Source organism: Pseudomonas hormoni, assembly GCF_018502625.1.
GTDB classification, from domain to species: domain Bacteria; phylum Pseudomonadota; class Gammaproteobacteria; order Pseudomonadales; family Pseudomonadaceae; genus Aquipseudomonas; species Aquipseudomonas hormoni.
Genome location: NZ_CP075566.1, coordinates 3,173,153 through 3,194,920, shown reverse-complemented (window position 1 = coordinate 3,194,920; position 21,768 = coordinate 3,173,153). Strand labels below are relative to the sequence as shown.

At 59.6% G+C, this 21,768-nt stretch carries 13 protein-coding genes; 4 read left to right on the top strand and 9 right to left on the bottom strand.

Annotation, left to right across the window (positions count from 1 at the left end; all coding sequences use genetic code 11):
* Positions 1–343 precede the first annotated feature (343 nt).
* Entirely contained in the window at positions 344–11,182 is a 10,839-nt protein-coding gene (locus KJF94_RS14815; protein ID WP_214384593.1) for a peroxidase family protein, read from the top strand.
* A gap of 742 nt (positions 11,183–11,924) precedes the next feature.
* Here the strand turns inward: KJF94_RS14815 and KJF94_RS14810 are convergent.
* The gene (locus KJF94_RS14810; protein ID WP_214384592.1) at positions 11,925–12,413 is read right to left on the bottom strand and encodes an Lrp/AsnC family transcriptional regulator; all 489 of its coding nucleotides are present in this window, start codon (positions 12,411–12,413) and stop codon (positions 11,925–11,927) included.
* 130 nt (positions 12,414–12,543) lie between these two features.
* Between KJF94_RS14810 and KJF94_RS14805 the strand changes: the two genes are divergently transcribed.
* Positions 12,544–14,004: an L-lactate permease gene (locus KJF94_RS14805; RefSeq protein WP_214384590.1), complete on the top strand. Its 1,461-nt coding sequence runs from the start codon at positions 12,544–12,546 to the stop codon at positions 14,002–14,004.
* A gap of 51 nt (positions 14,005–14,055) precedes the next feature.
* On the opposite strand, the gene KJF94_RS14800 is transcribed toward KJF94_RS14805, so the two are convergent.
* Positions 14,056–14,511: a VOC family protein gene (locus KJF94_RS14800; protein WP_214384588.1), complete on the bottom strand. Its 456-nt coding sequence runs from the start codon at positions 14,509–14,511 to the stop codon at positions 14,056–14,058.
* Positions 14,512–14,730: 219 nt separating this feature from the next.
* On the opposite strand from KJF94_RS14800, the gene KJF94_RS14795 reads away from it, so the two are divergent.
* The gene (locus KJF94_RS14795) at positions 14,731–15,096 is read left to right on the top strand and encodes an avidin-fold protein (protein WP_214384586.1); all 366 of its coding nucleotides are present in this window, start codon (positions 14,731–14,733) and stop codon (positions 15,094–15,096) included.
* 156 nt (positions 15,097–15,252) lie between these two features.
* Here the strand turns inward: KJF94_RS14795 and KJF94_RS14790 are convergent, their stop codons facing one another.
* The 5 genes from KJF94_RS14790 to KJF94_RS14770 all read right to left on the bottom strand — a co-directional run bounded on the left by KJF94_RS14790 (position 15,253) and on the right by KJF94_RS14770 (position 18,098).
* Positions 15,253–15,435 (bottom strand): DUF1289 domain-containing protein, encoded by a 183-nt coding sequence (locus KJF94_RS14790; protein ID WP_008033373.1) that lies wholly within the window; start codon positions 15,433–15,435, stop codon positions 15,253–15,255.
* Positions 15,436–15,437: 2 nt separating this feature from the next.
* Complete coding sequence (locus KJF94_RS14785; RefSeq protein WP_214384584.1) at positions 15,438–15,809, bottom strand: hypothetical protein; 372 nt, start codon at positions 15,807–15,809, stop codon at positions 15,438–15,440.
* Between the two features lie 39 nt (positions 15,810–15,848).
* Positions 15,849–16,763, bottom strand: a complete 915-nt coding sequence (dmeF, locus tag KJF94_RS14780) for a CDF family Co(II)/Ni(II) efflux transporter DmeF (protein ID WP_214384582.1) — start codon at positions 16,761–16,763, stop codon at positions 15,849–15,851.
* A gap of 20 nt (positions 16,764–16,783) precedes the next feature.
* The gene (locus KJF94_RS14775; protein WP_069900955.1) at positions 16,784–17,059 is read right to left on the bottom strand and encodes a metal/formaldehyde-sensitive transcriptional repressor; all 276 of its coding nucleotides are present in this window, start codon (positions 17,057–17,059) and stop codon (positions 16,784–16,786) included.
* Between the two features lie 370 nt (positions 17,060–17,429).
* Entirely contained in the window at positions 17,430–18,098 is a 669-nt protein-coding gene (locus KJF94_RS14770) for a polysaccharide lyase family 7 protein (RefSeq protein WP_214384580.1), read from the bottom strand.
* 348 nt (positions 18,099–18,446) lie between these two features.
* On the opposite strand from KJF94_RS14770, the gene KJF94_RS14765 reads away from it, so the two are divergent.
* Positions 18,447–19,538, top strand: coding sequence for a DUF3616 domain-containing protein (locus tag KJF94_RS14765; RefSeq protein WP_214384578.1), 1,092 nt, complete (start codon positions 18,447–18,449; stop codon positions 19,536–19,538).
* A gap of 536 nt (positions 19,539–20,074) precedes the next feature.
* On the opposite strand, the gene KJF94_RS14760 is transcribed toward KJF94_RS14765, so the two are convergent.
* Together KJF94_RS14760 and KJF94_RS14755 are read right to left on the bottom strand one after the other, a co-directional pair.
* Entirely contained in the window at positions 20,075–20,413 is a 339-nt protein-coding gene (locus KJF94_RS14760) for a hypothetical protein (protein WP_214384576.1), read from the bottom strand.
* Positions 20,414–20,771: 358 nt separating this feature from the next.
* The gene (locus tag KJF94_RS14755; protein WP_250548284.1) at positions 20,772–21,674 is read right to left on the bottom strand and encodes a LysR family transcriptional regulator; all 903 of its coding nucleotides are present in this window, start codon (positions 21,672–21,674) and stop codon (positions 20,772–20,774) included.
* Positions 21,675–21,768 lie beyond the last annotated feature (94 nt).

Sequence of the window (21,768 nt, the reverse complement as noted above, 5' to 3'; positions counted from 1 at the left end):
AACTCTTTGGCAATGCCAGGCGCAGAGATTTTCCCGAGGGAGCACAGCATGTTGATCATTTCGTTCTTCAGCAGAGGGAAGGTGTTGTTCAGGAAGTTCGCCTTGACTGCAAGTTTCCATGGCCCGCCCAGGGCTCGGGTTCGCTCTGCCTGATCGCAGAGCGAGTCATTCTTTCGCGAATTTCAGGCGCGCACCCCGGGGGGCCGTTTAACGGCTTTGTCTTCCCGCGTCAGCGCTCGCCAAAAAAAATGAACCAACACACTGCGCAAGCCAGCACCTGACTGGGCGTGGGCGGATTCTTATCGGCCTGTGTCCTTCCCCAAAGAGATCGAGGGCAAGCAAAATGGCCAATTTCAACAAGTCCGACCTGGAGTTCATCCTTAAGCAAATTTTCATCGCAGAAGCGCATGCCGACGGCGCCAGCCTCAGTGATTTGCTACCCAACAGTCAGGTGCCATTCGGCCTGCGTACCGTCGATGGCAGCGACAACAACCTGGTCGCCGGGCAAAGTGAGTTTGGCGCTGCGGACAATGCTTTTCCGCGCCTGCTGGATCCCTCGTTTCTGGCGTCATACTCCGGGACTGGGACGGTGATCGACCCGCAGCCACGGATTATCAGTAACCTGATCGTTGATCAGACCACCAACAACCCGGCCGCGGTTGCGGCGAACGGCGGTGCCGACCCGGTCATCAGCCCGGGTCCCGACGGTGTCTTCGGCACGGATGACGACACGCAAGTGTTCTTCATCCCCAATCAGTCGGCGGACGCCGGCCTGACCGCCGGCTTCAACTCGTGGATGACCTTCTTTGGCCAGTTCTTCGATCACGGCCTCGACCTGGTCAGCAAGAGCAGTACCGACTTCGTGTTTATTCCGTTGCAGCCGGATGATCCGTTGTATGTGCCGGGCAGCCCGACCAACTTCATGGTGCTGCCACGGGCCGTGCGTACAGCCGGCGCGGACGGAATTCTCGGCACTACCGATGATAGCCAGCCCAACACCACCTCACCGTTCGTGGACCAGAGCCAGACTTACAGCTCGCACCCCTCGCATCAGGTGTTCCTGCGCGAGTACATCATCAACGCGGCAGGCGACCCTGTTGCAACGGGGCGCTTGATTACCAACCGCGATCTGGGCGCCGATGGCAAGTTCGGCACTGCCGATGATGGCGGCGCGGAAAATGGCGGCATGGCGACCTGGGCGGTGGTCAAGGCCCAGGCCCGTGACATTCTCGGCATCGACCTGACCGACGCCGATGTGCACAACGTGCCGCTGCTGGCGACCGATGCTTACGGCAACTTCATCCGGGGCCCGAACGGTATGCCGCAAGTGGTGATACGCATCAGTAACGGCGATGACGGTATCGCCGGCACGGCTGATGACGTCACGCAACTGGTCGAAGGCAACCGGGATGCTCCGATCAGTCTGGCCAGCGCCGTGAGTACCGGTCATGGCTTCCTCGACGACATCGCCCACAATGCCGCGCCGGTCGTCATCGGCGGGGCTCTGCAGGCGGATACTGACACCGATATCGGCAATGCGCAGCTCGTTGGCGCAGGCGGCAATAACCTGACCTACGACAACGAACTGCTCGACGCTCACTACATTGCCGGCGATGGCCGGGCGAACGAAAACATCGGCCTGACCACTGTGCACCATGTGTTCCATTCCGAGCACAACCGCCTGGTCCAGCAATCCAAGGAAACCATCCTTGCCTCTGGCGATCTGGCGTTCCTCAATGAGTGGCTGGCCGACGACGTCGCGGCGATACCGACTGCACCCGCCGATATCGCGGCGTTGGTGTGGGACGGCGAACGGCTGTTTCAGGCCGCCAAGTTCGGCACCGAAATGCAGTACCAGCACCTGGTGTTTGAGGAGTTCGCGCGGACCGTTCAACCGCAGGTCGACGAATTCCTTGCCCCCAACGGGTATGACACCTCGATCAACCCGGCCATCCTCGCCGAGTTCGCCCACGTGGTGTATCGCTTCGGTCACTCGATGTTGACCGAGACTGTCGATCGCTTCGACCCCGAGTTCAATCCGCTGCTCACTGACCCGAACAACCCTGACTCGCAACTCGGCCTGATTGCAGCCTTCCTCAACCCGCTGGCCTTTGCCGGCAGTGGCGCTACCGCGGACGAAGCGGCAGGGGCGATCATTCGCGGTGTGACCCGCCAGCTCGGCAACGAGATCGACGAGTTCGTCACTGAAGCGTTGCGCAACAATCTGCTCGGTCTGCCCCTCGATTTGCCGGCCCTGAACCTGGCGCGTGGTCGCGACACGGGCATCCCCACGTTGAATGAGGCGCGGCGTGAGTTCTACCAAACAACCGGCGACAGCCAACTCAAGCCTTACATCAGTTGGGCTGACTGGGCGGACAGCCTCAAACACCCCGAGTCGTTGGTCAACTTTATCGCGGCCTACGGCACCCACGGGGCATTGACTGCGGCCGATGTGGATACGCTGGTCGAGATGCGTGCGGTCGCCGCTGCCCTGGTGTTTGGCGGCAGCGCGGTGATCAACGCCGGCACTACCAGTGAGCGTACTTTTACCGCCACTGAAGCGGATCGCCTGGCATTCCTTAACAGTTCGGGCGACTACGCCATGGTCAATGGCGTCACCACCACCGGCGTCGACGACATCGACTTCTGGGTCGGTGGTCTCGCCGAAGAGAAGATGCCGTTCGGCGGTATGCTCGGCTCGTCATTCAATTTCGTATTTGAAACCCAGATGGAGGCGTTGCAGAACGGCGACCGCTTCTACTATCTGTCGCGCGTCGCGGGACTGAACTTCGGCACCGAACTGGAGAACAACTCCTTCGCCAAGCTGATCATGCTCAACACCGATGTCACTCACCTGTCGAACACCGTGTTCCTGACGCCGACGTTCACCCTCGAGGTGAACCAGGCCAATCAGTACACTGGCCTGGGCGTCGGCGGTCGCGCCGATCCAACCGGCGGCCTCATGATCAACGGCGTGGAAATCGTGTCGCTGGTGATCCGCGACAACCCCGACACCGTCGGTCCGGACAGTAATTTTCTGCATTACACCGGTGAAGATCATGTCGTCCTCGGCGGCACCGCGGGCAATGACATCATCATCTCCGGTGAGGGCGATGACACCGTTTACGGCGACGGCGGCAACGATGTCCTCGAAGGCGGCGCCGGGAACGATGCGGTTCTGGGCGGCGCGGGCGATGACATCATCACCGACTCGTTCGGCGACAACCGTCTGGAAGGCAATGCCGGTAACGATGTGATCGTGGCCGGCAGCATGCTGGTTGCAGGCAACCTGATCCTTGGGGGCGATGGTCAGGACTTCATCATCACCACCGAAGACATCAGCATCACCTTCGGCGGTCAGGGTGACGACTTCATCCTCGGCGCCAAGACCAACCTGCCAGCTACCGGCAACGAAGGTGATGACTGGATCGAGAAAGGAACCCAGGACGGCGCGCCTGGCGATAACGCCTCGCCGTTGCTCAATGACGATGTGATCGGCAACGACATCTTTGTCGGTGGTGGTGGCTTCGACGAAATGATCGGCGAGGGTGGTGATGACATCTTTGTCGGCAGCGATGCCCAGGACAATATGGACGGCATGTCCGGTTTCGACTGGGTGACCTACAAAAATGACAGGGTCGGCGTGACCGCTGACCTGACCATGGCCGCGCTGGCGCAGCCACACGGCAACGCGCCCAACCAGAATAACGGGCCGTTCAATCCGGTCGGCGCGTCGCCGGCCTCGATCCTCGACCGTTTTGCCGAGGTTGAAGGTTTGTCCGGTTCGAAGTTCGGTGACGTACTCAAAGGTGATGATGTCGATGCCGACACCATCATCAACCATGGTGGGGCCACGGGCAGTGCGTTGACCAACGTGGCGTTGATCCGCGGACTGGAGCAGTTCCTGTCCGATGCCGGCTTGCCGACCACCGGCTTTGCCACGGGCAACATCATCCTCGGTGGCAATGGCAGTGACCTGATCGAGGGCCGCGGTGGCGATGATCTGATCGATGGCGACAAATGGATCAACGTCAGAATTGCCGTTTATGCCCCTGGTGACGTCAACCATACCGGCCCCGAGATCGCCAGCTTCGACAGCATGGTCGATATGATCCCGTTCATGCTGGACCGCACCTACAACCCGGGTCAGCTCAAGGCCGTGCGGGAAATCCTGCCCGGTACCTCGACGGGCGGGGCGGCCTTTGACACCGCGATTTTCTCCGGGCTTCAGTCCGAGTATGTGGTGACGCGTGACACTCGCGGCACGGCCAATGTGGCGGACGATGTCTGGACGGTGACCGATACCGAAGTGGGTCGCGACGGCACCGATACCTTGCTGCATATCGAACGCCTGCAGTTCGCCGATACCCAGCAAGTACTGGTGCCGGGGCTGAATGCACAACCGACGGGCAGGCCAGCCGTCGCGGATGGAAACGGCGGTGCGATCACCGTGGGCGACACACTGACGGTGAGCATGGCCGGTGTGCGCGATGCCAACAACATCGCGGTGGGTAACCTGCAGGGTTTCGTCAACAACACCTCGGTGTCCTTCTATTGGCAGTTCGAAGCCGACCCTGGCACTGGCGTGTTCGAAGACATCATCCTGCTGCCTGCGGGTGACCTGGCGTTCCAGAGTGCCGACGGCACTTCGTTCAAGGTCTCGCCGGATCTTGCCGGGTTGTCACTGCGGGTCAAGGCGATCTATCAGGATGGTCATGGCACGACAGAAGTGGTGTTCTCGCAACCGACTGCCGTGGTGGAAGCCGGCGCGCCGGTCGTGCCGACGGCGCAGGTACCGGTCGTCAATGCCTCCGAGGGTGGCGCGGGCCTTAACATGGTCCGCTCCGACCTCAACTTCATCCTTGATCAGATCAAGATTGCCGAGGCTGACGCGGCCGGTCAGGACATTCTCTCGCTGATCCCGAATATCCGCGCGCCGTTGGGCCTGCGTGCGGTCGATGGCTCGAACAACAACCTGATGAACCTCAACGGCATCAACAACACCGAGTTTGGTGCCGCCGATAACATCTTCCCGCGCGTGTCCGATCCGGTCTTCAATCCGGCGGAAGGTGCGCCTGCCGACTTCTTCGGCCCCGGCTCGCCGGCCACGGGGGGATCGTCGTATCAGCAGACCAGCGGCTCAGTGTTTGACTCGCAGCCGCGCACCATCAGTAACCTGATCGTCGACCAGACGTCGAACAACCCGGCGGCTTATGCCACGGCTTACGACGTGGGTGCGGACGGTGTACTCAACTACGGCGTAGTGGGTAGCGGTAACGACGACGTGCTCAAGGATGGCGTACGGATCGTCGCCAGCCCCGGCATGGATGGTGAGTTCGGTACTGCCGACGACCACGATGTGTATATGTTCGAGAACACCGCGCCGGATGCGGGGTTGTCCGCGCCGTTCAACTCTTGGATGACGTTCTTCGGACAGTTCTTCGATCACGGTCTGGACCTGGTGACCAAAGGCGGTTCGGGCACCATCTTCATCCCGCTGCAACCGGATGATCCGCTGTATGTGCCAGGCGGCAACGCCAACTTCATGGTGCTGACCCGCGCGACCAACCAGCCAGGGGCAGACGGCGTTCTTGGCACGGCCGACGACATCCATGAGCACACCAACACCACCTCGCCGTTCGTGGACCAAAACCAGACCTACAGCTCGCACCCATCGCACCAGGTGTTCCTGCGCAGTTATCTGCTGACCGACGACGGCCCCATCGCGACCGGCAAGCTGATCACTAACCGTGACCTGGGGGACGATGGTAAGTACGGCACCGGAGACGACACCGAAATCGGTGGTATGGCGACCTGGAAAGTGGTCAAGGCGCAAGCCAACGACATTCTGGGTATCCACCTGACCGATGCCGACGTCGGTAACGCCCCGCTGTTGGCGACCGACGCCTATGGCAATTTCATCAAAGGGCCGAATGGCTTCCCGATGGTCGTGATGAAGGGGGTTGACGGTCTTGGTGGCACGGCGGATGACGTCCTCGTCGAAGGCAATCCGCTTTCACCCATCAGCCTGACCAATGCTGTGCGCACCGGTCACCAGTTCCTCGCCGACATTGCCCACAATGCAGCGCCGGTGTTCAGTGGTGGCGTGCTCGCGCCTGACGCGGATTCCGATATTGGCAACGCCGTGCCGGTCAATCAGCAGACCGGGGCCAATCTGGCCTACGACAACGAGTTGCTGGACGCGCATTACATCGCTGGCGACGGCCGGGTCAACGAGAACATCGGCCTGACGGCGGTGCATGCGATCTTCCACTCCGAGCACAATCGGCTGGTGGCGCAAACGAAGGACACCGTGCTCGATTCGGGTGACGTGGCTTTCCTGAACGAGTGGCTGCTCACGCCAGTGAGCGCGTTGCCAGCCAATCAGGCGGAAATCGATGCGCTGGTATGGAATGGCGAGCGCCTGTTCCAGGCGGCCAAGTTCGGCACCGAGATGCAGTATCAGCATCTGGTGTTCGAGGAGTTTGCCCGGGCCATCCAGCCTAACGTCGACCTGTTCTTCGCACCGACCCAAGTCTATGACGTTGACCTCGATGCCTCGATCGTCGCCGAGTTCGCCCACACCGTGTACCGGTTTGGCCACTCGATGCTGACCGAGACCGTCGATCGCTTCGACGTCGATTTCAACGTGGTCGGCGATCCGAACAGTGTTGATCCTGATCAGCAACTCGGCCTGATCGCGGCGTTCCTCAACCCGTTGGCGTACGTCGCCAGTGGCGTGACACCCGAGGACGCAACCAGTGCGATCGTGCGTGGGTTGACTCGGCAAGCCGGTAACGAAATCGACGAGTTCGTCACCGAGGCGCTGCGCAACAACCTGCTCGGCCTGCCGCTCGACCTGCCGGCGCTGAACATCGCCCGTGGCCGCGATGTCGGGATTCCCTCGCTCAATGCGATCCGCCGCGACATCTACAGCCAGACCGGTGATACCCAACTCAAGCCGTACACCAGCTGGGTTGACCTGGTGCAGCACCTCAAGCATCCGGAGTCGTTGATCAACTTCATTGCCGCCTATGGCACCCATGAGTCGATCACGGCGGCGACCACGATGGAAGACAAGCGCGCTGCAGCCATGGCGCTGGTATTTGGTGGCACGGGGGCGCCGGCTGATCGCCTGGACTTCCTCAACGGCACCGGTACCTGGGCCAACGTAACGCGGGCCGGCAAGGATGGCTTGCTAGGTACTGCCGACGATCTGAAGGGGGTGACTATCACCGGGGTCGATGCCATCGACCTGTGGATCGGCGGCCTCGCCGAAGCGAAAACGCCGTTCGGCGGCATGCTCGGCTCGACCTTCAACTTCGTGTTCGAGAACCAGCTGGAAAAACTGCAGGACGGCGACCGCTTCTACTACCTGGAACGTACCGCTGGCCTGTCGATGAATGCCGAGCTGGAAAGCAACTCGTTCGCCAAGCTGATCATGGCCAACACCTCGGCCACGCACTTGCCGGGCCTGGTGTTCTCGGATCCTGGGTATTATCTGGAAAGGGACCAGACCAAGCAGTACAACGATGGCCTGGGCAACGCCGATCCGCTTGGCGAGAACGGCGAGCAGGTGGTGTTCCGCGACAACCCGCTGACCGCAGGGCCGGACACGAACTACATCCGGTATTCGGGTGCAGAGCACATCGTGTTGGGCGGTACCAACGGCGCAGACATCCTCATTTCGAGTGAGGGTGATGACACGGTCTGGGGCGACGGTGGCAACGATCGCATCGAAGGCGGTGACGGCAACGACCAACTGCGCGGTGGCTCCGGCGATGACATCATCACCGACAAGGGCGGTGACGATAACATCCAGGGTGGCGACGGCAACGACGTGCTGCACGGCGGCAACGGCGTTAACCTGATCATCGGCGGGTTCGGCAATGACTTCATCGTGACCGGTGAGGATGCTTCCGAAGCCATTGGTGGCCAGGGCAACGACTTTATCCTGGGCAGCAAAGCCAACGAACAGGACATGGGTAACGAAGGCGACGACTGGATCGAGAAGGGCACTTCGGACGGTGCACCTGGCGACAACTTCGACCCGGCTGGCAACGACCCGGTGATCGGTCACGATGTGTTCATCGGCGGTAACGAGAACGATAAGTTCAACGGCGAAGGCGGCGACGACATTATGGTCGGCAGTCTCGGCCTGGGTGACCGCTATATCGGCGGCTCCGGCTTTGACTGGGCAACCTTCAAGGGGCTCGCCCAGGGCGTGACCATCGATTACACGGACCGCTTTTTCGATGTTCCGCCGGTGCCGGGTTCGGGTGCCTCGGCGCTGGTGCGCTTCGACATCATGGAAGGTCTGTCGGGTTCGTCGCACGGTGACTTCCTGCGCGGTGACAACGAAGATGCCACGTCGCTGCCTACTGCGGGTGCAACCGGCAGTGTGCTGACCAACATTGACCTGATCGACGGCCTGGCGGATCTACTGCCCGACGGAGCGACGTTCTTCGATGGCGGCAACATCATCCTCGGCGGTAGCGGCAGCGACCTGATCGAAGGTCGCGGTGGTGACGACATCATCGACGGTGACAAGTGGCTGAACGTACGCATCAGCGTACGGGCGAACGCTGATGGCACTGGCGCGGAAATCGCCACGTTCGACAGCATGGAGCCGCTGGTGCCGTTCATGTTGAACGGTACTTACAACCCGGGCCAGTTGGTCATTGTGCGGGAGATTCTGACCGGTAATGACAAATTCGACACGGCGCTGTTCTCCGGTACTTTGGGGGAATACGGCATCGAGATCGATGGCGACACGGTCATTGTGACCGACTCGGTGGCAGGGCGTGATGGCGTCGATCGCCTGACGGGCATCGAGCGTCTGCAGTTCGCTGACGTTGCGGTATCGTCCGGAGTCGGCACCGCGCAAAACAACGACCCATCGGGTCATCTGGCCATCCTCGATGCGGCTACCGGCGTGCGTGAAGATACGCCTGTCGCCGGCCAGTTGCTGCGCGTCAGTGGTTCGGCGGTACACGATGCGGACAACCAGAGCGCGGCCAATCCGACCGGTGCGGTCACCGGTGGGGTGGCTTACTACTGGCAGGTCGAAACCATTCCCGGTACGGGCGTCTATGACGACATCACCTTGATCGCCGCCGGCGAGGCAATGCGGGCGACTGGCCCCACCTTCCTGGTGGGGCCCGATGAGGCGGGTCTGAACATCCGCGTCCGGGCGGTGTACCAGGATGCCAAGGGCACGTTGGAGATCGTCGATTCGTCCGGGAACAGTGCACCGACCGAAGGGGCGACCGTTACCGGGCTTGCCGTGCAGAACCAGGTGTTGACCGCTGACCCGTCGAGCATCATCGACGCCGATGGTCTGAGCAGCAATCCGCAGTTCACCTACCAGTGGCAGGCGAACGACGGGCTTGGCTTCGTCAACATCGCCGGCGCTACCGGTAGCACGTTCGCGCTTGGCCAGAATCAGGTCGACAAGGAAGTGCGCGTGGTGATCGGCTACGTGGATAACTTCGGTGTGGTCGAAAGCGTTTCGTCCAACATCGTAGGGCCGGTGGAAAACGTTAACGACGCACCGACAGGCGCGTTGCTGATCAGCGACACGACACCGGATCAAGGGCAGGTACTGACCGCGCTGACCGGCGGGATTGCCGATGCGGACGGGCTGGGTACCTTCAGCTACCAATGGCAGCAAGGTGTCGGTACTTCCTTCACCAACATCAACGGAGCGACGGCCGCGACCTTCACCCCTGGTGCGGCGCAGGGCAACCTGCAATTGCGGGTGATCGTGCGCTACACCGATGGCTTCGGCACGCTGGAGTCGCTGACCTCTGCGGCAACGGCGGCGGTTGCGGTACTGAGCGGCGTGGTGCTGCAGGGCAACAATCAGGCGAACACCCTCACCGGCGGTGCCGGTAACGATGTGCTGCTTGGCCTGGGCGGGAACGATACGCTGAATGGCCTGGCCGGTCTCGACCAGTTGTTTGGCGGCACAGGCAACGACATCCTCAACGGCGGAGACGACAACGACGTCCTCAATGGCGAGGACGGCAACGACACCCTCAACGGTGGGCTCGGCGCGGATGCCATGAACGGCGGTGCCGGCAACGACACGTTTGTGGTCGACAACGTCGGTGACCTGGTCACCGAGGCGCTGGGTGGCGGTACCGATCTGGTGCAAACCGGCTTCACGAGCTACCAGCTCGGTGCCAACGTCGAGAACCTGACCTATACCGGCGCCGGTAACTTCACCGGTACCGGCAACGCACTGGCCAACACTATCACCGGCGGGGTGGGTAACGACCTCCTCGATGGCGGTGCGGGTGCTGACCGGATGGTGGGGGGCGCCGGCAACGACACCTACATCGTCGATGCGGCCGCAGATGTGGTGGTCGAGGTGGCGGGTGGCGGTACGGACACCGTGCAGACGTCGTTGGCCAGCTACACGCTGGGCGGTAATGTCGAGAACCTGACCTACACCGGCGTCGGCAACTTCGCCGGTAGCGGCAACGGGTTGAACAACGTCATCACCGCCGGGGTGGGTAACGACACCCTCAATGGTGGTGGCGGCAACGACATCCTCAACGGCAACGGCGGTAACGACACACTGAATGGCGACGCCGGTAACGACCAGCTGTTCGGTGGCATTGGCACCGATACCCTGAACGGCGGCAATGGCGATGACAGCCTCGACGGCGGTGACGGGGCGGATGTATTGAATGGTGGAGCAGGCAACGACACGCTGCTCGGCGGACTGGGTAATGACAGTCTGGATGGCGGTACCGGCAGCGATCTGCTCCAGGGCGGCGATGGCGACGACACCCTGCTGGGTGGGGACGCTAACGACACCTTGCTGGGTGGCATCGGCAATGACTTTATCGATGGCGGTAACGGCAACGATACGGTCACGGGCGGTGCCGGCAACGACATGATGGTTGCCAGCAGTGGCAACGATATCTTCATGTTCGCAGCGGGCTTCGGGACCGATCAGATCATCGGCTTCGATGCCATCGCGGGAGGAGGCCAGGACCGGCTCGATATCTCCGCGTTCAACATCACGGCTGCGACCTTTGCCGGCAGCGTCACCATCGCCGATGTCGGTGCGGATACCCTGGTCAGCTTCGCAGGAGCTGACTCCATCCGCCTGGTCGGTGTGGCCGATGCAACAACCGTCAATGCTACAGACTTCATTCTCGCCACTTGAGGTCCTGAACAGTACTGTCGCAAAAAGCGTGGAAAACGGAGGGGAGGGCAGGAATGCCCTCCCTTTCTTTTAATTAAAAAAAGAGCCTGGTTGTCAGTTCGGCTGACAATGCCTGAACCCACCGGGCAAGTCGGTATGTCGAACCGTGAGAAACGCTCGATCAACAGTTGATAAGGGAATGGAAAAAGGGGGGGACTCTGCCTTGAACACTTCGGCTACCTGAGTCATGAGTAGCCTGTTGGTTTCGCACGCCGCTACTGCTACCGGGGTTATTCCGGTCTTCGACCTGGACTTCATCCTGTCCGCAACAGAAACAACGCTTAGTTGCTGAAAAAGATGAACAGACTCCAGGCTACCCCTATCCAAAAGATGAAAAGCATGAGTATCAACGTGAGGACTAGCGGCTGACTTCTCATGAAGGTAACTCCTCAGAAGGGCTGGCAATGCGCGGCTGATCTGCGGCGCAGGTGTTTTGGCAAGGCTGTTTTGCCCGTGCGGACAACTTCAAATTTTCAGTTAATGCACTAGTGAACGCCCAGCATTCTCTATGCCAAAAAGTTCAACAGCCTATAACTCCCCGCTGGCAGCGCAATCTGATTCGCTGGCCAATAAAAGTTGACACAGGATGCGGGTAATACAGCCCGTTTATGGGGGAATTCTCTCATCGTGGGGGGATATCGCAGGGAACTTTAAGTGGGTATAGAGCGGGACGATTCTGGGCAAGACGCTCTTGAACCAGCGGTTACCCAGGCACGCTCGGTACATCAAGCCCGACTTTCACACGGTCCAGCGCCACGATGGTCTTGAACCAGGTCACGTTGGCATTTTCGGCAAACAATCGCCGCGCCAACGCCTGGTATTCCTGCATGCTGGCAACGGTTAACACCAGGACGAAATCCACTTCGCCGGTGACGTAGTAGCACTGCTGAACTTCGGGCACTGCGAAGTGTGCCTTCATCGCCTCCAGCGCTTCAATGCTCGTGCGCTCGGCCATCACTTCCACAATGATTGTGATCGGCCGTCCTACGGCGGTCGGGTCAACGATGGCGACATTGCCCGTGATGACGCCCCTTTCTTCCATCCGCTTGATGCGGCGCTGCACGGCGGCCGTGGAGAGATTGACCTGCTCGGCCATCAGGCGCAGCGGTGTAGTGTTGTCGCGCTGGACGAGGTCCAGGATGGCACGGTCGAATTTGTCCAGCGATTCAGGGGCAGCGTCGTTTTTTGCCATGTCAGGTCCGCGAGAAATTTTCTCGAAAACTACCAGAAAACTGCGGCCCTTTATCTAGCCACGCGAAATATTATCTTGCCTGCAGACGGCTCTCGCAGCCTTGATCGGGAATTCACACAGGATAATTGGCATGCTCGCACTGTTTCATCTTTCCCCCGTCCTGTTGGTGACAGCCATGCTCGTCGTGCTGCGCCGGCCCCCCGTTCACGCGGCCATCGCCGGCACGCTGCTCGTTGTGGTGCTCTGGCTCGCCGGCGCCGCCGACGCGTGGCACCTCGGCAGTCTGGTGGCCGCCGCTCAAGATACCGCCGTGCTGTTTGCAAGTACGGCCTTCGTGATCGTGCCGGGTCTGGCCTTCGTGATTTTTATCGAGCGCCTGGGCGTCAACCTGGCGCTTAGCCAATGGGTGCGTTCACTGGGTTTGCGACGCGGCGATCAAGTGGCGTTCATCGTCCTCGGGCTGGCACCGTTGCTGGAAGCGATGACCGGCTTCGGCGTGTCATTGATCGCAACGGTGCCCCTGATGCTCAGCCTCTTCGAGCGCCGGGTCGCGCTGCGCATAGCGCTGACCGGCATGGCAATCATGCCGTGGGGAACGCTGGGCCTGGCATCGGTCATCGGCGCCTCGCTGGCTCACCTGGACGCCGCCGCGCTGGCGTCGACCTCGGCACTGACCAGCGCACCGGTTTTTTTCGCCCTCAGTGCGATGGCGTTATACCTGGCAGGCGTTCGTGAGTCGCGGGAGTGGAGGGCGCTGGGCGTTTTCTGGCTGCTGTTTGTGGGGGTGCTTTACAGTGCCAGTCGGTGGTTGGGGCCGGAAGTGGCCGGTGTTGCCGCGGGCCTGGTGACGGCCGTTGCAGTGCTATCTGCCGGGCTATGGCGCCTGCGCCGCAGCGATAGCGAGCGCGGTGCGGTGCAATGGCCGCGTCAGGCCTGGCCGTATCTGTTGCTGATTGTCTTTATCGTCGCGTTGAAAATGCTGTGGACGATCACCGCTTGGCAGGACAGCTGGATCGTACAGGGTGCCCAAGTCACCTGGAAGCCGCTGGCTTCACCGGGCGTGGCACTGGTTCTGGTGCTGATCGGGCTAGGGTTTCACACGCGCAACGCGCCACGCCAGACAGTGCCCGACGTCCGCATGCCTGCTGCGTTGGCGGCGCGCGCGAAACGGCCATTGCTGACCATTTTCTTCTTTCTCGCGATGTCGCAGATGATGGTAAAGGCCGGCTTCCTGGCGGGTTTGATGCAACTGCTGGCGGGCCTGTCGCCCACCGCCGCGACGTCGCTGGTGGCCCTGTTTGGTGCGCTGTCAGGCTACATGACGGGCTCGAATGTTGGCGGCAACGCGATCTTCATGCCGGCCATCGCGATGTTGCCAGAACCCTCTCGCCTATTGCTCGCAGCGGTACAGAACAGCGCGGCAGGGCATGCTGCACTGGGCTCGTTGTCGATCGTCATGCTGATCCTGGGACTTGCCAAAACCCAGGCCACGGAAGAGGGTGACCTGGTAAGGTTTGGCTTCGCGCTGGTCTGCCTCAATACGGCGTTGGTCGCGCTGGGCGCAGGGTTGCTGAGTGGATGGTTTGGATAGCATTACCTGGTGAGCTGGCCGGTGTGAGCACGGCAATGAGTTTTAACGTGCTCAGGCAAATGCAGCCTCGACAAATGCCTCCAGCGCCTTGGCTTCCAGGATCTCGATAGAGAAGTGCCCGAAGCGCTTGGGCAACCAGATGATGCGTGTCCCGGACGGGGATTGCAGGTGCGCACGGGCCAATGGCTTGCCGTTTTCGTCTTCCGGTTGAACACCGGCAGCCATCAATTCGTCATAGGCCTTCTCGATGTCCGGTGTCGAGTAGCAATGGCGATAAATCATCCCCTCGCCCGAGGCGTCCAACAGCTCCCTCAGATTTCCCGCCAGCGGTTGTACCAGCATGAAACGCTCCTGACCGATCAGCGCAATCGCATAGCGCACATGCAGGCCACCTCGTTCCCAGACGAGCGTTTTGGAGATCCTGGCTTTCAGTATCTGTGCGTAGTAATCACAGGCTTCTTCGAGATTCTCGACCAGTACATCGACGTGGCTGAACTTCAGATCCATTGCATGCCTCCTTCCGAATTGAAATCCATGGTAACTAACGCACCCTCGGAATTCGACGGGGGTCATGAAAAGTTGTCCGAGTGATGCCTATTCACCCATGGATGAGAAATGGGCGACCCGTGACGAAAGTGTCTGCTTTATTGCGGTTGCTGCCTGTCGAAATGACTTAGGATCATCGAAGGCTGGAATGGAACATCTCGACTAAAGGACGCGACATTTATGGAAATACCGTTTTCTCAAGTCAGCGAGCGTTTGAACAATCGCCGATTTACCGTAGCGGACAATGCCCAAGGGGTATCCGGTGCCGGCACAGTATTTCATTACCATGTCGAGGAAGATGCCATTTCGGGCACTTACCAAGGCGGCCGGATTCGCATGGGCCATCAAGTCGGGCGCGTCACGGGCCCCGATACCATTGAGCTTCTTTATCAGTGCTTGACGACGGAGGGCGAGATGCTTGCCGGCTGGTCTCGTGGCACGGTAGGCGTCGATCACGCAGGACGTACGACTCTGAGTTTCGTATGGGGTTGGTTGTCGGGCGCGACTGGCGGTGGGGAGTCGAGCTATGTCGAGCTTGTTGCGTAGCGCTTAGAAAAACTGCTTAAGCATGTCGATCGCACCGATATTTTCCAATGACTGCCTTGGCCGGTGGCCGCCCCAGGGTGAACGCCCGATTTTGGCTGGGTATCCAGCTGATCGAAGGGCACTTCCCGACCCATAGCGATCATCCAGAACAAGTGACTATCCCTGTGCTTTCTTCAGCCCTTTCAAGCGCACATTCGCCCTTTGCACCGCGGCCATTTTTTCAGGCCGCTTCATGCGTTTCCACTTTCTGATGTCTTCCTTGCTTCGCCCGCAGCTCACACACAGATCACCACTGAGCTGGCAAACTGAGATGCAGGGATTCTCGATTTCTTTAGCCATTGTCAGCCACCTTTGGCCACACGTGATTGAGTCAGGCGGATTTTCCAGTCGCCTCCGTGAGTTCGCTGACACTCCTCCTCAGAGTCGAAGCGGACGCTGTGGTCTGAAGGGATCAGGTAGATGTTGGCGTCATTCAACGCGATGGACGTCAACTCAAAGATGCGCGCCTTAGCGTCAACCAGGGCGAGCTTTCTGTCAGCCAGGGTCTCGAATACCCAGATTACCGTCAGGGTTTCAGCCAACGCGTTCAGGTCAGCGATGTGGGTGAGCCAAGCAAAGCCTATGATTTCACCCTTTGCTGTCTCGCATGCTTCGGTAAGCGTGGTTATCAACCGACGTTCGATTCGTGCCAGTTCACGTTTCCCTAGAGGCATTGCGGGTTCCTTTGGAGACAATGGTGGGGAGGCGCTTAATCAGACAGGTCGAAACTCGACCGTCAGATGGCTGACTTCGTGAACCGGCTTTAGACGTTCACGAATGCTATCGGCGTTCGCAGTGGCCTCACCAAGGACGCTGACGATGGCCGCATGGGCTTGCGGTCCAACCCGCCAGACGTGCAAGTCCGTGATAGTGGCATCCCCTGGTTTCTCAACCAGTTCGCGGATTTCCTCGGCAACGTGTGCATCTGTCTGATCCAGCAGTACTCCTGCGGTGGCCCCCATCAAGGTCCATGCCCAGCGCGCAATAACAATGGCGCCGACAATGCCCATGACCGGGTCCAGCCACACCCAGCCGAGATACCGGCCGGCGAGCAATGCAGCAATGGCCAGAACGGAAGTCAGCGCGTCTGCAATGACGTGGACGTAGGCCGATTTCAGGTTGTTGTCGTTCCCGTGATGGGCATGGCCGTGATCGTGCTCGTGCCCATGACTGTGCCCGTGGCCCAGCAGCAGGGCACTGACAATGTTGACGATCAAACCGGCAATCGCGATGAGCGTAGCGGTGCCGAACTGAACTTCCGTTGGCTGCAAGAGGCGCATGACAGACTCAACGCCAATTCCCAGGGAGACCATACCGAGAATCAGCGCCGAGGCGAATCCGCCCAAGTCTCCAACCTTACCGGTACCGAAACTGTAGCGCTGGCTGGAAGCGTGGCGTTTTGCGTATCCATAAGCGGCCGCCGCGATGCCCAATGCGCCGGCATGAGTTGCCATGTGAAAGCCATCAGCCAGTAACGCCATCGAGCCCGTGATATAGCCAGCGGTGATCTCGCCAACCATCATCACAACGGTCAGCGCCACAACCCAACGCATACGCTTGGCATTTTCGTCGTGTGCTGAGCCAAGGAACACATGGTCGTGTGTGTAGTTGATGTTCGTGCTGTTCATGAGCGTGTTCCTGGATGCGTTCACTTGGAGTAACGGCGAATGGCTTCAAGAAGCTCCTCGACGCCTTTGTTACGCTCTTCTTCGCTGAGAGCAGGGTTCGCGACATGCTCCCGCGCGTGTTCCTCGATGATTTCCTCCATCAAGCCATTGATGGCTCCGCGAGTAGCGGCAACAAGGTGCAGTGTTTTGGCGCAATCGAGGTCCGACTCCAATGCCCGCTCAACGGCTTGGATTTGTCCGGCGATGCGTTTTACGCGTTTGAGAAGATCGTCTTTGTTTGCTGCAATGTGACCCATGGGATACCCCCCCTACCTATACATTGCGCATGATAGGCATACCCCCTATACCTATGCAAGGTTCGGCGGACGGAGGGATTATCTACGCGCCCTTGAGGGAAGGAGAGACTTCAATTTCGAGGGGAGAGCGAGGGGTTTGGAGGGTCCGCTTCTGGCCGATAGCTGCCAATCGCGAAATGGTGCAATCGACCGACGCCCTTAAGGTTGGTTAACTCAATCCAGCACCGGGCGCAGGAAAGAGCGTTCTAAATTCAGGCCGCGCGGTTGAGTTCACTGACAGCTAGCCACTTGGTAGCCGATCGACAAGGAAATCCACTAAAGTCTTCACCCTTCGGATCGGCGTGCCAATGGTAGTGACCTAAAGAAGCGACTAAATGTTGTGTTGGATCTCCAGCATCCTGAACGTCACTTTTCCGCCCTCGGTGGGATAGCCGGTGTTGTCCTGCACATACGCACCCGCTTTGAAATACAGTGGTTTGGTCTTCCAGCTCGGGTCGATGGTGGTTCTCCAGTTGTATCCTGCTGCGCTGATGCCCAGCGCGCCCTTCGGGCTGAGGTGGATCTGGTAGGAAAAGTTGCGGTCGAGCGGCACACCCGTCGCAATGGTAATGACTTGGCCCTCTTCATCGTCGGGGCGCATGCGCACCTTGGCGACAATGATCCCCGTCGAAGCCGACGTTTTGTATTGGTATTCCAGCTTCACCATGGGGCTGTTGCTGTCCTTGTTGTGAATCTGACCAATCACGATCTTGCCGGTGCTGGGCACCTGATTGACGGTCAGACTTGCCCGCAGAATGTTATCCGCCGCTGAATACTGCCAGTTGCGCAGCGTTCCATCGCTATAGGTTTCCCGCAACTCGCTGCGCGGGTAAATAGCGTTGGCCGTCCTGGAACCGGTCACAGGTGCCCAGAAGGAAAGGGTAGCGGCTTCAGAACTGAAATACTGGTCCTTGAAGCCTTGCGCCAATCGAGGCGTTTCTATGGTGGCCGGTGGGCTGCCTTCAGGGATGCTCAAATTCCAGGTGGCGAGGTCGATCATGTCAATAATCCTGTATGCGGGGAATGTTGCGGCCACAGTTGCGCTCGAACCGACGCTATTGAGCTGTGTCGATTTGGTCTGCTGATTAGGAAATCCGTATGTCGGTAGATTGACGTCAAATGTTCGTCGAGGTGGCTATTGCAGGCTTTGTGCCTGCGGGGGTCACCGTTAGTCGGCTATTTTGGGAGTTGATGGAACTAATCCGGTTGCTTGGCAGCCGCAGCGAAGGGACTAAGCCATCGGCGGTGGCGGGTCGGCTAGGACGAGTGCATGCTCTGGACGAAGAGCACGCGCAGAATCCGGTTCTGAATAACCGGTGCGCAGCGCCATAAAGACAGGAGACCGCTCATGAGCCACCGAAGCAGTTTTGCGCTATTGAGCTTTGATCCGGCGTTTGCGTCGTTGCGCGATGGCCTTTCGGTCGCTCAGCAGATTGACGACACACTCTGGGTGGCGAACGACGAAACCACGAGCCTGGAACGCCTGAAAATCCAGGATGCTGCGTCCGGCGGCGTCATAAGGTGCGACGAGCACCAATCGTTTTCGCTCCTGGAATATCTGGATCTGCCCCTACCGAAACAAGACGCCGAGATCGATATCGAGGGCTTGGCCTATGTCCATGACAGTGGTTATCTCTGGGTGGTGGGCTCCCATAGCCTGAAGCGCAAGAAGTCCGAGGCCGGCACTTCTGCACAGAAGAATATCAAACGCCTGTCGACGGTAGAGGCGGACGGCAATCGTTTTTTGCTGGCCCGCATCCCTGTGGTGCAGCAGAACGACAGCTATGTGCTCGCCAGGAAAGTGGATGCCGATGGACGTACAGCGGCGCAGCTGCAGGGCAACGAAGTCGGTAACGACCTGACCGCGGCCATTGCTGAAGATCCTCAGCTACGCGACTTCCTGCGTATCCCGGGTAAGGACAACGGCTTCGATATCGAAGGGTTGGTGATGATCGGATCGCGCCTTCTGCTGGGGCTGCGTGGACCGGTTCTACGCGGCTGGGCCGTGTTGTTGGAGATTGAGCCCGAGCTGAACGACGCCTCGTCTGACACGCTGGTGCTGAAAAAGATCAGTCCGGGTGGGCGCCGCTACCGCAAGCATTTCTTCGCGCTCAATGGCCTGGGCTTGCGTGACCTGTGCACCCGCGGTGACGATCTGCTGATCCTGGCGGGCCCCACCATGGAGCAGGACGGTCCGGTAACGGTCTTCCGCTGGCGCGGAGGTTTCGCGTCCGACGAGGAAAGCGTGGTCTTCACCGATCAATTGGAGAAGGTGCTGGAGGTGCCTTTCGGGCAAGGCAACGATCACGCTGAGGGCATGTGTCTGTTCCAATCCGGCGAGCAGCTTGGGGAGGTTTTGATGATCGTCTACGACGCTGCGGCGGAGAGTCGTAAACACGGCGATACGGATGTGGAAGGGGACCTGTTCATCCTGGATTAGCCACGCACATCGACGTCAACGCGGCCTGTAAATCAGTTTGCCTGGACTGTTGGTCGCCACCCTCGGACTTGAAACACTGGCGTCAGGCGAACCGCCGAAGCGATACGCGAATTCCTCTGCCAGCAGCACGGCGACGAAGAGCCCGCGTCGAAAATCGCCAACGGCATATTAAAGCCACGCCTGCTGCAATCCGAGCGGAATTGATCGCTGATCGTCTTTAACGCAGTATTGCCAACGCAGATACTTTTTTAACGGCTGTTAGCTTCACGTCCCCAACGTAAGGACACTCCCAAAGTGAAAAGGGGACACCCATTAGCCAGTCTCAAACGACTGCTTTTGGCCGAAAGCAGTCCATCCTTACGGGCAACTTTTGGCCGAAGGGTGGCGGCCATGCGCAGGTTGGTAGACCGGGGCACAAGGAGACCGGCGCGCTCGAAAGTGCCCTGTGCATGACCACCATAAAACCGAGACGAATGAACGCCGCAACGGTGCGCTGTCCCCCTTTTTGTCTATCACCGGGCCAAACAATCTCAGCCTCACCACAGCAACGTTTCAACCTCATCAAATTTGCCGGCGACCTTCAAATAGGTCTCAGCCCATCCACTGCTCATGCCGAGCTCCTGCAAAGGTCCGGTCGGCGCGAACAACACGGCGACGTTCAACCGCTCAGGCAAGGTGCCGGCCTTTAATGAGTGGATCAGGGCTTGTAGTTCAGCTTTCGCCTCGAACTCATCAGCCCAATACGACCAGCAGAAGTCATTCCCCGGAATCGACACCAGTTCGACGGCGGCCTCAAGTATGAGGATGAGTGACTCGACAGCGGAATCACACTCGGCTGCTCCCTGGAGCAAGCGATGCAGGTGGCGGGTTTCCATGGGGTACTCCAGATACGATTTCGACGATAAAAGGGGCAGGCACTCATTATGCGATTCACACAAGGTGGGGAGAAACCGGGCAATCAAATTCTCACTCTGACAATCCCGGGTTTCGAACCAGATAGATGACCCAGGACTCCTTCGATGGGTGAAACATTCTGTCTCCTGTCCTGCTTTTCGTAAGGCTGACGCTTGCAATCATTAGCTTTGAGCAGGACTGCGTCACATCAGCACGGCCAGAATGGCCGCAACGATGATGCCGGGCGCAAACAAAGCAATGTTGCCACCCAGCGGATGAATACCGAACATCATGAACGCGCCTGCAAGCATTCCGCACCGTGCCGACACGTCGCCCGAATCAAACCAGATTGGGCCGCAACTCGTGCACCAGATCAATCAGTGCGCGCAATCGCGCCGGCACGAAGCGATGACCCGAGTAATAAAGCCTCAACCCGCCAAACGACGGGCACCACGGCATCAGCACCGGCATCAGGGCGCCGCTTGCAAGTTCTTCCTGGATGAACCACTCGGAAATGAAACCGATGCCAAGGCCCAACAACACGGCCTGTTTGATGGCCAACAACTCATTGAACGCGAAGCGCACCGGCAGATCCATCTGCATCTTCTGGCCGTCGCGCTCCAGTTCCCAATGGTAGAGGCCACCGTGGGCCATGCGCATGCCGATGCTCTGGTGGGTGAGCAGATCTCGCGGGTGCTCGGGCACGCCATGGCGTTCGAGATACTCGGGCGTTGCCACCACGAGCATCCGGATGTCACCTGACAGCGCCACAGCAATCATGTCTTGTGGTACGGACTCTGCCAGGCGAATCCCGGCGTCGAAGCCCCCGGCGACGATGTCGACCATGCTTGATTCGCTGACGATGTCGATGCGCACCTCGGGATAGCGCTGAGCGTACCGCTTGAGCAGCGGCTCCAGCAGCAGATAGGCCGCGCCATGCGGTGCATTGATGCGCAGTGTGCCGCTGGGTTCGTCGGGGCCGACGCTGGCCTCTTCGTCGGCACTTTTGATCTGCGCCAATGCAGGAGCAATGCGCTCCACATAGCGTTGCCCGATGTCGGTGAGGGCAACGCTGCGCGTGGAGCGATTGAACAGGCGCACTTTCAGGCGCGCTTCCAGGCCGGCCACCGCGCTGCTCACGGCGGTGGTGGACATGCCCAACTCCTGTGCCGCGCCACGAAAACTGCGGCGGCGTGCAACGGCCAGAACCACTTCCAGCTCGGTCATTCCTGTTCTGTGCATGGATTGTCCTGAAAATACGGATGCTTCATAAGCCAAAGGATAGCTTATCGGAACAATGAGTCCTTCTTAGACTTCGCTCCACAGAGGCTCGATA

What these genes read in the sequence shown, in the direction of transcription:
- KJF94_RS14785 (WP_214384584.1), bottom strand. Translation starts at nt 15,809, where the DNA reads ATGCCTCTAGGGAAACGTGAACTGGCACGAATCGAACGTCGGTTGATA.
- KJF94_RS14810 (WP_214384592.1), bottom strand. Translation starts at nt 12,413, where the DNA reads ATGGCAAAAAACGACGCTGCCCCTGAATCGCTGGACAAATTCGACCGT.
- KJF94_RS14815 (WP_214384593.1), top strand. Translation starts at nt 344, where the DNA reads ATGGCCAATTTCAACAAGTCCGACCTGGAGTTCATCCTTAAGCAAATT.
- KJF94_RS14760 (WP_214384576.1), bottom strand. Translation starts at nt 20,413, where the DNA reads ATGGAAACCCGCCACCTGCATCGCTTGCTCCAGGGAGCAGCCGAGTGT.
- KJF94_RS14795 (WP_214384586.1), top strand. Translation starts at nt 14,731, where the DNA reads ATGGAAATACCGTTTTCTCAAGTCAGCGAGCGTTTGAACAATCGCCGA.
- KJF94_RS14765 (WP_214384578.1), top strand. Translation starts at nt 18,447, where the DNA reads ATGAGCCACCGAAGCAGTTTTGCGCTATTGAGCTTTGATCCGGCGTTT.
- KJF94_RS14770 (WP_214384580.1), bottom strand. Translation starts at nt 18,098, where the DNA reads ATGATCGACCTCGCCACCTGGAATTTGAGCATCCCTGAAGGCAGCCCA.
- KJF94_RS14800 (WP_214384588.1), bottom strand. Translation starts at nt 14,511, where the DNA reads ATGGATCTGAAGTTCAGCCACGTCGATGTACTGGTCGAGAATCTCGAA.
- KJF94_RS14755 (WP_250548284.1), bottom strand. Translation starts at nt 21,674, where the DNA reads ATGCACAGAACAGGAATGACCGAGCTGGAAGTGGTTCTGGCCGTTGCA.
- KJF94_RS14805 (WP_214384590.1), top strand. Translation starts at nt 12,544, where the DNA reads ATGCTCGCACTGTTTCATCTTTCCCCCGTCCTGTTGGTGACAGCCATG.
- KJF94_RS14790 (WP_008033373.1), bottom strand. Translation starts at nt 15,435, where the DNA reads ATGGCTAAAGAAATCGAGAATCCCTGCATCTCAGTTTGCCAGCTCAGT.
- dmeF (WP_214384582.1), bottom strand. Translation starts at nt 16,763, where the DNA reads ATGAACAGCACGAACATCAACTACACACACGACCATGTGTTCCTTGGC.
- KJF94_RS14775 (WP_069900955.1), bottom strand. Translation starts at nt 17,059, where the DNA reads ATGGGTCACATTGCAGCAAACAAAGACGATCTTCTCAAACGCGTAAAA.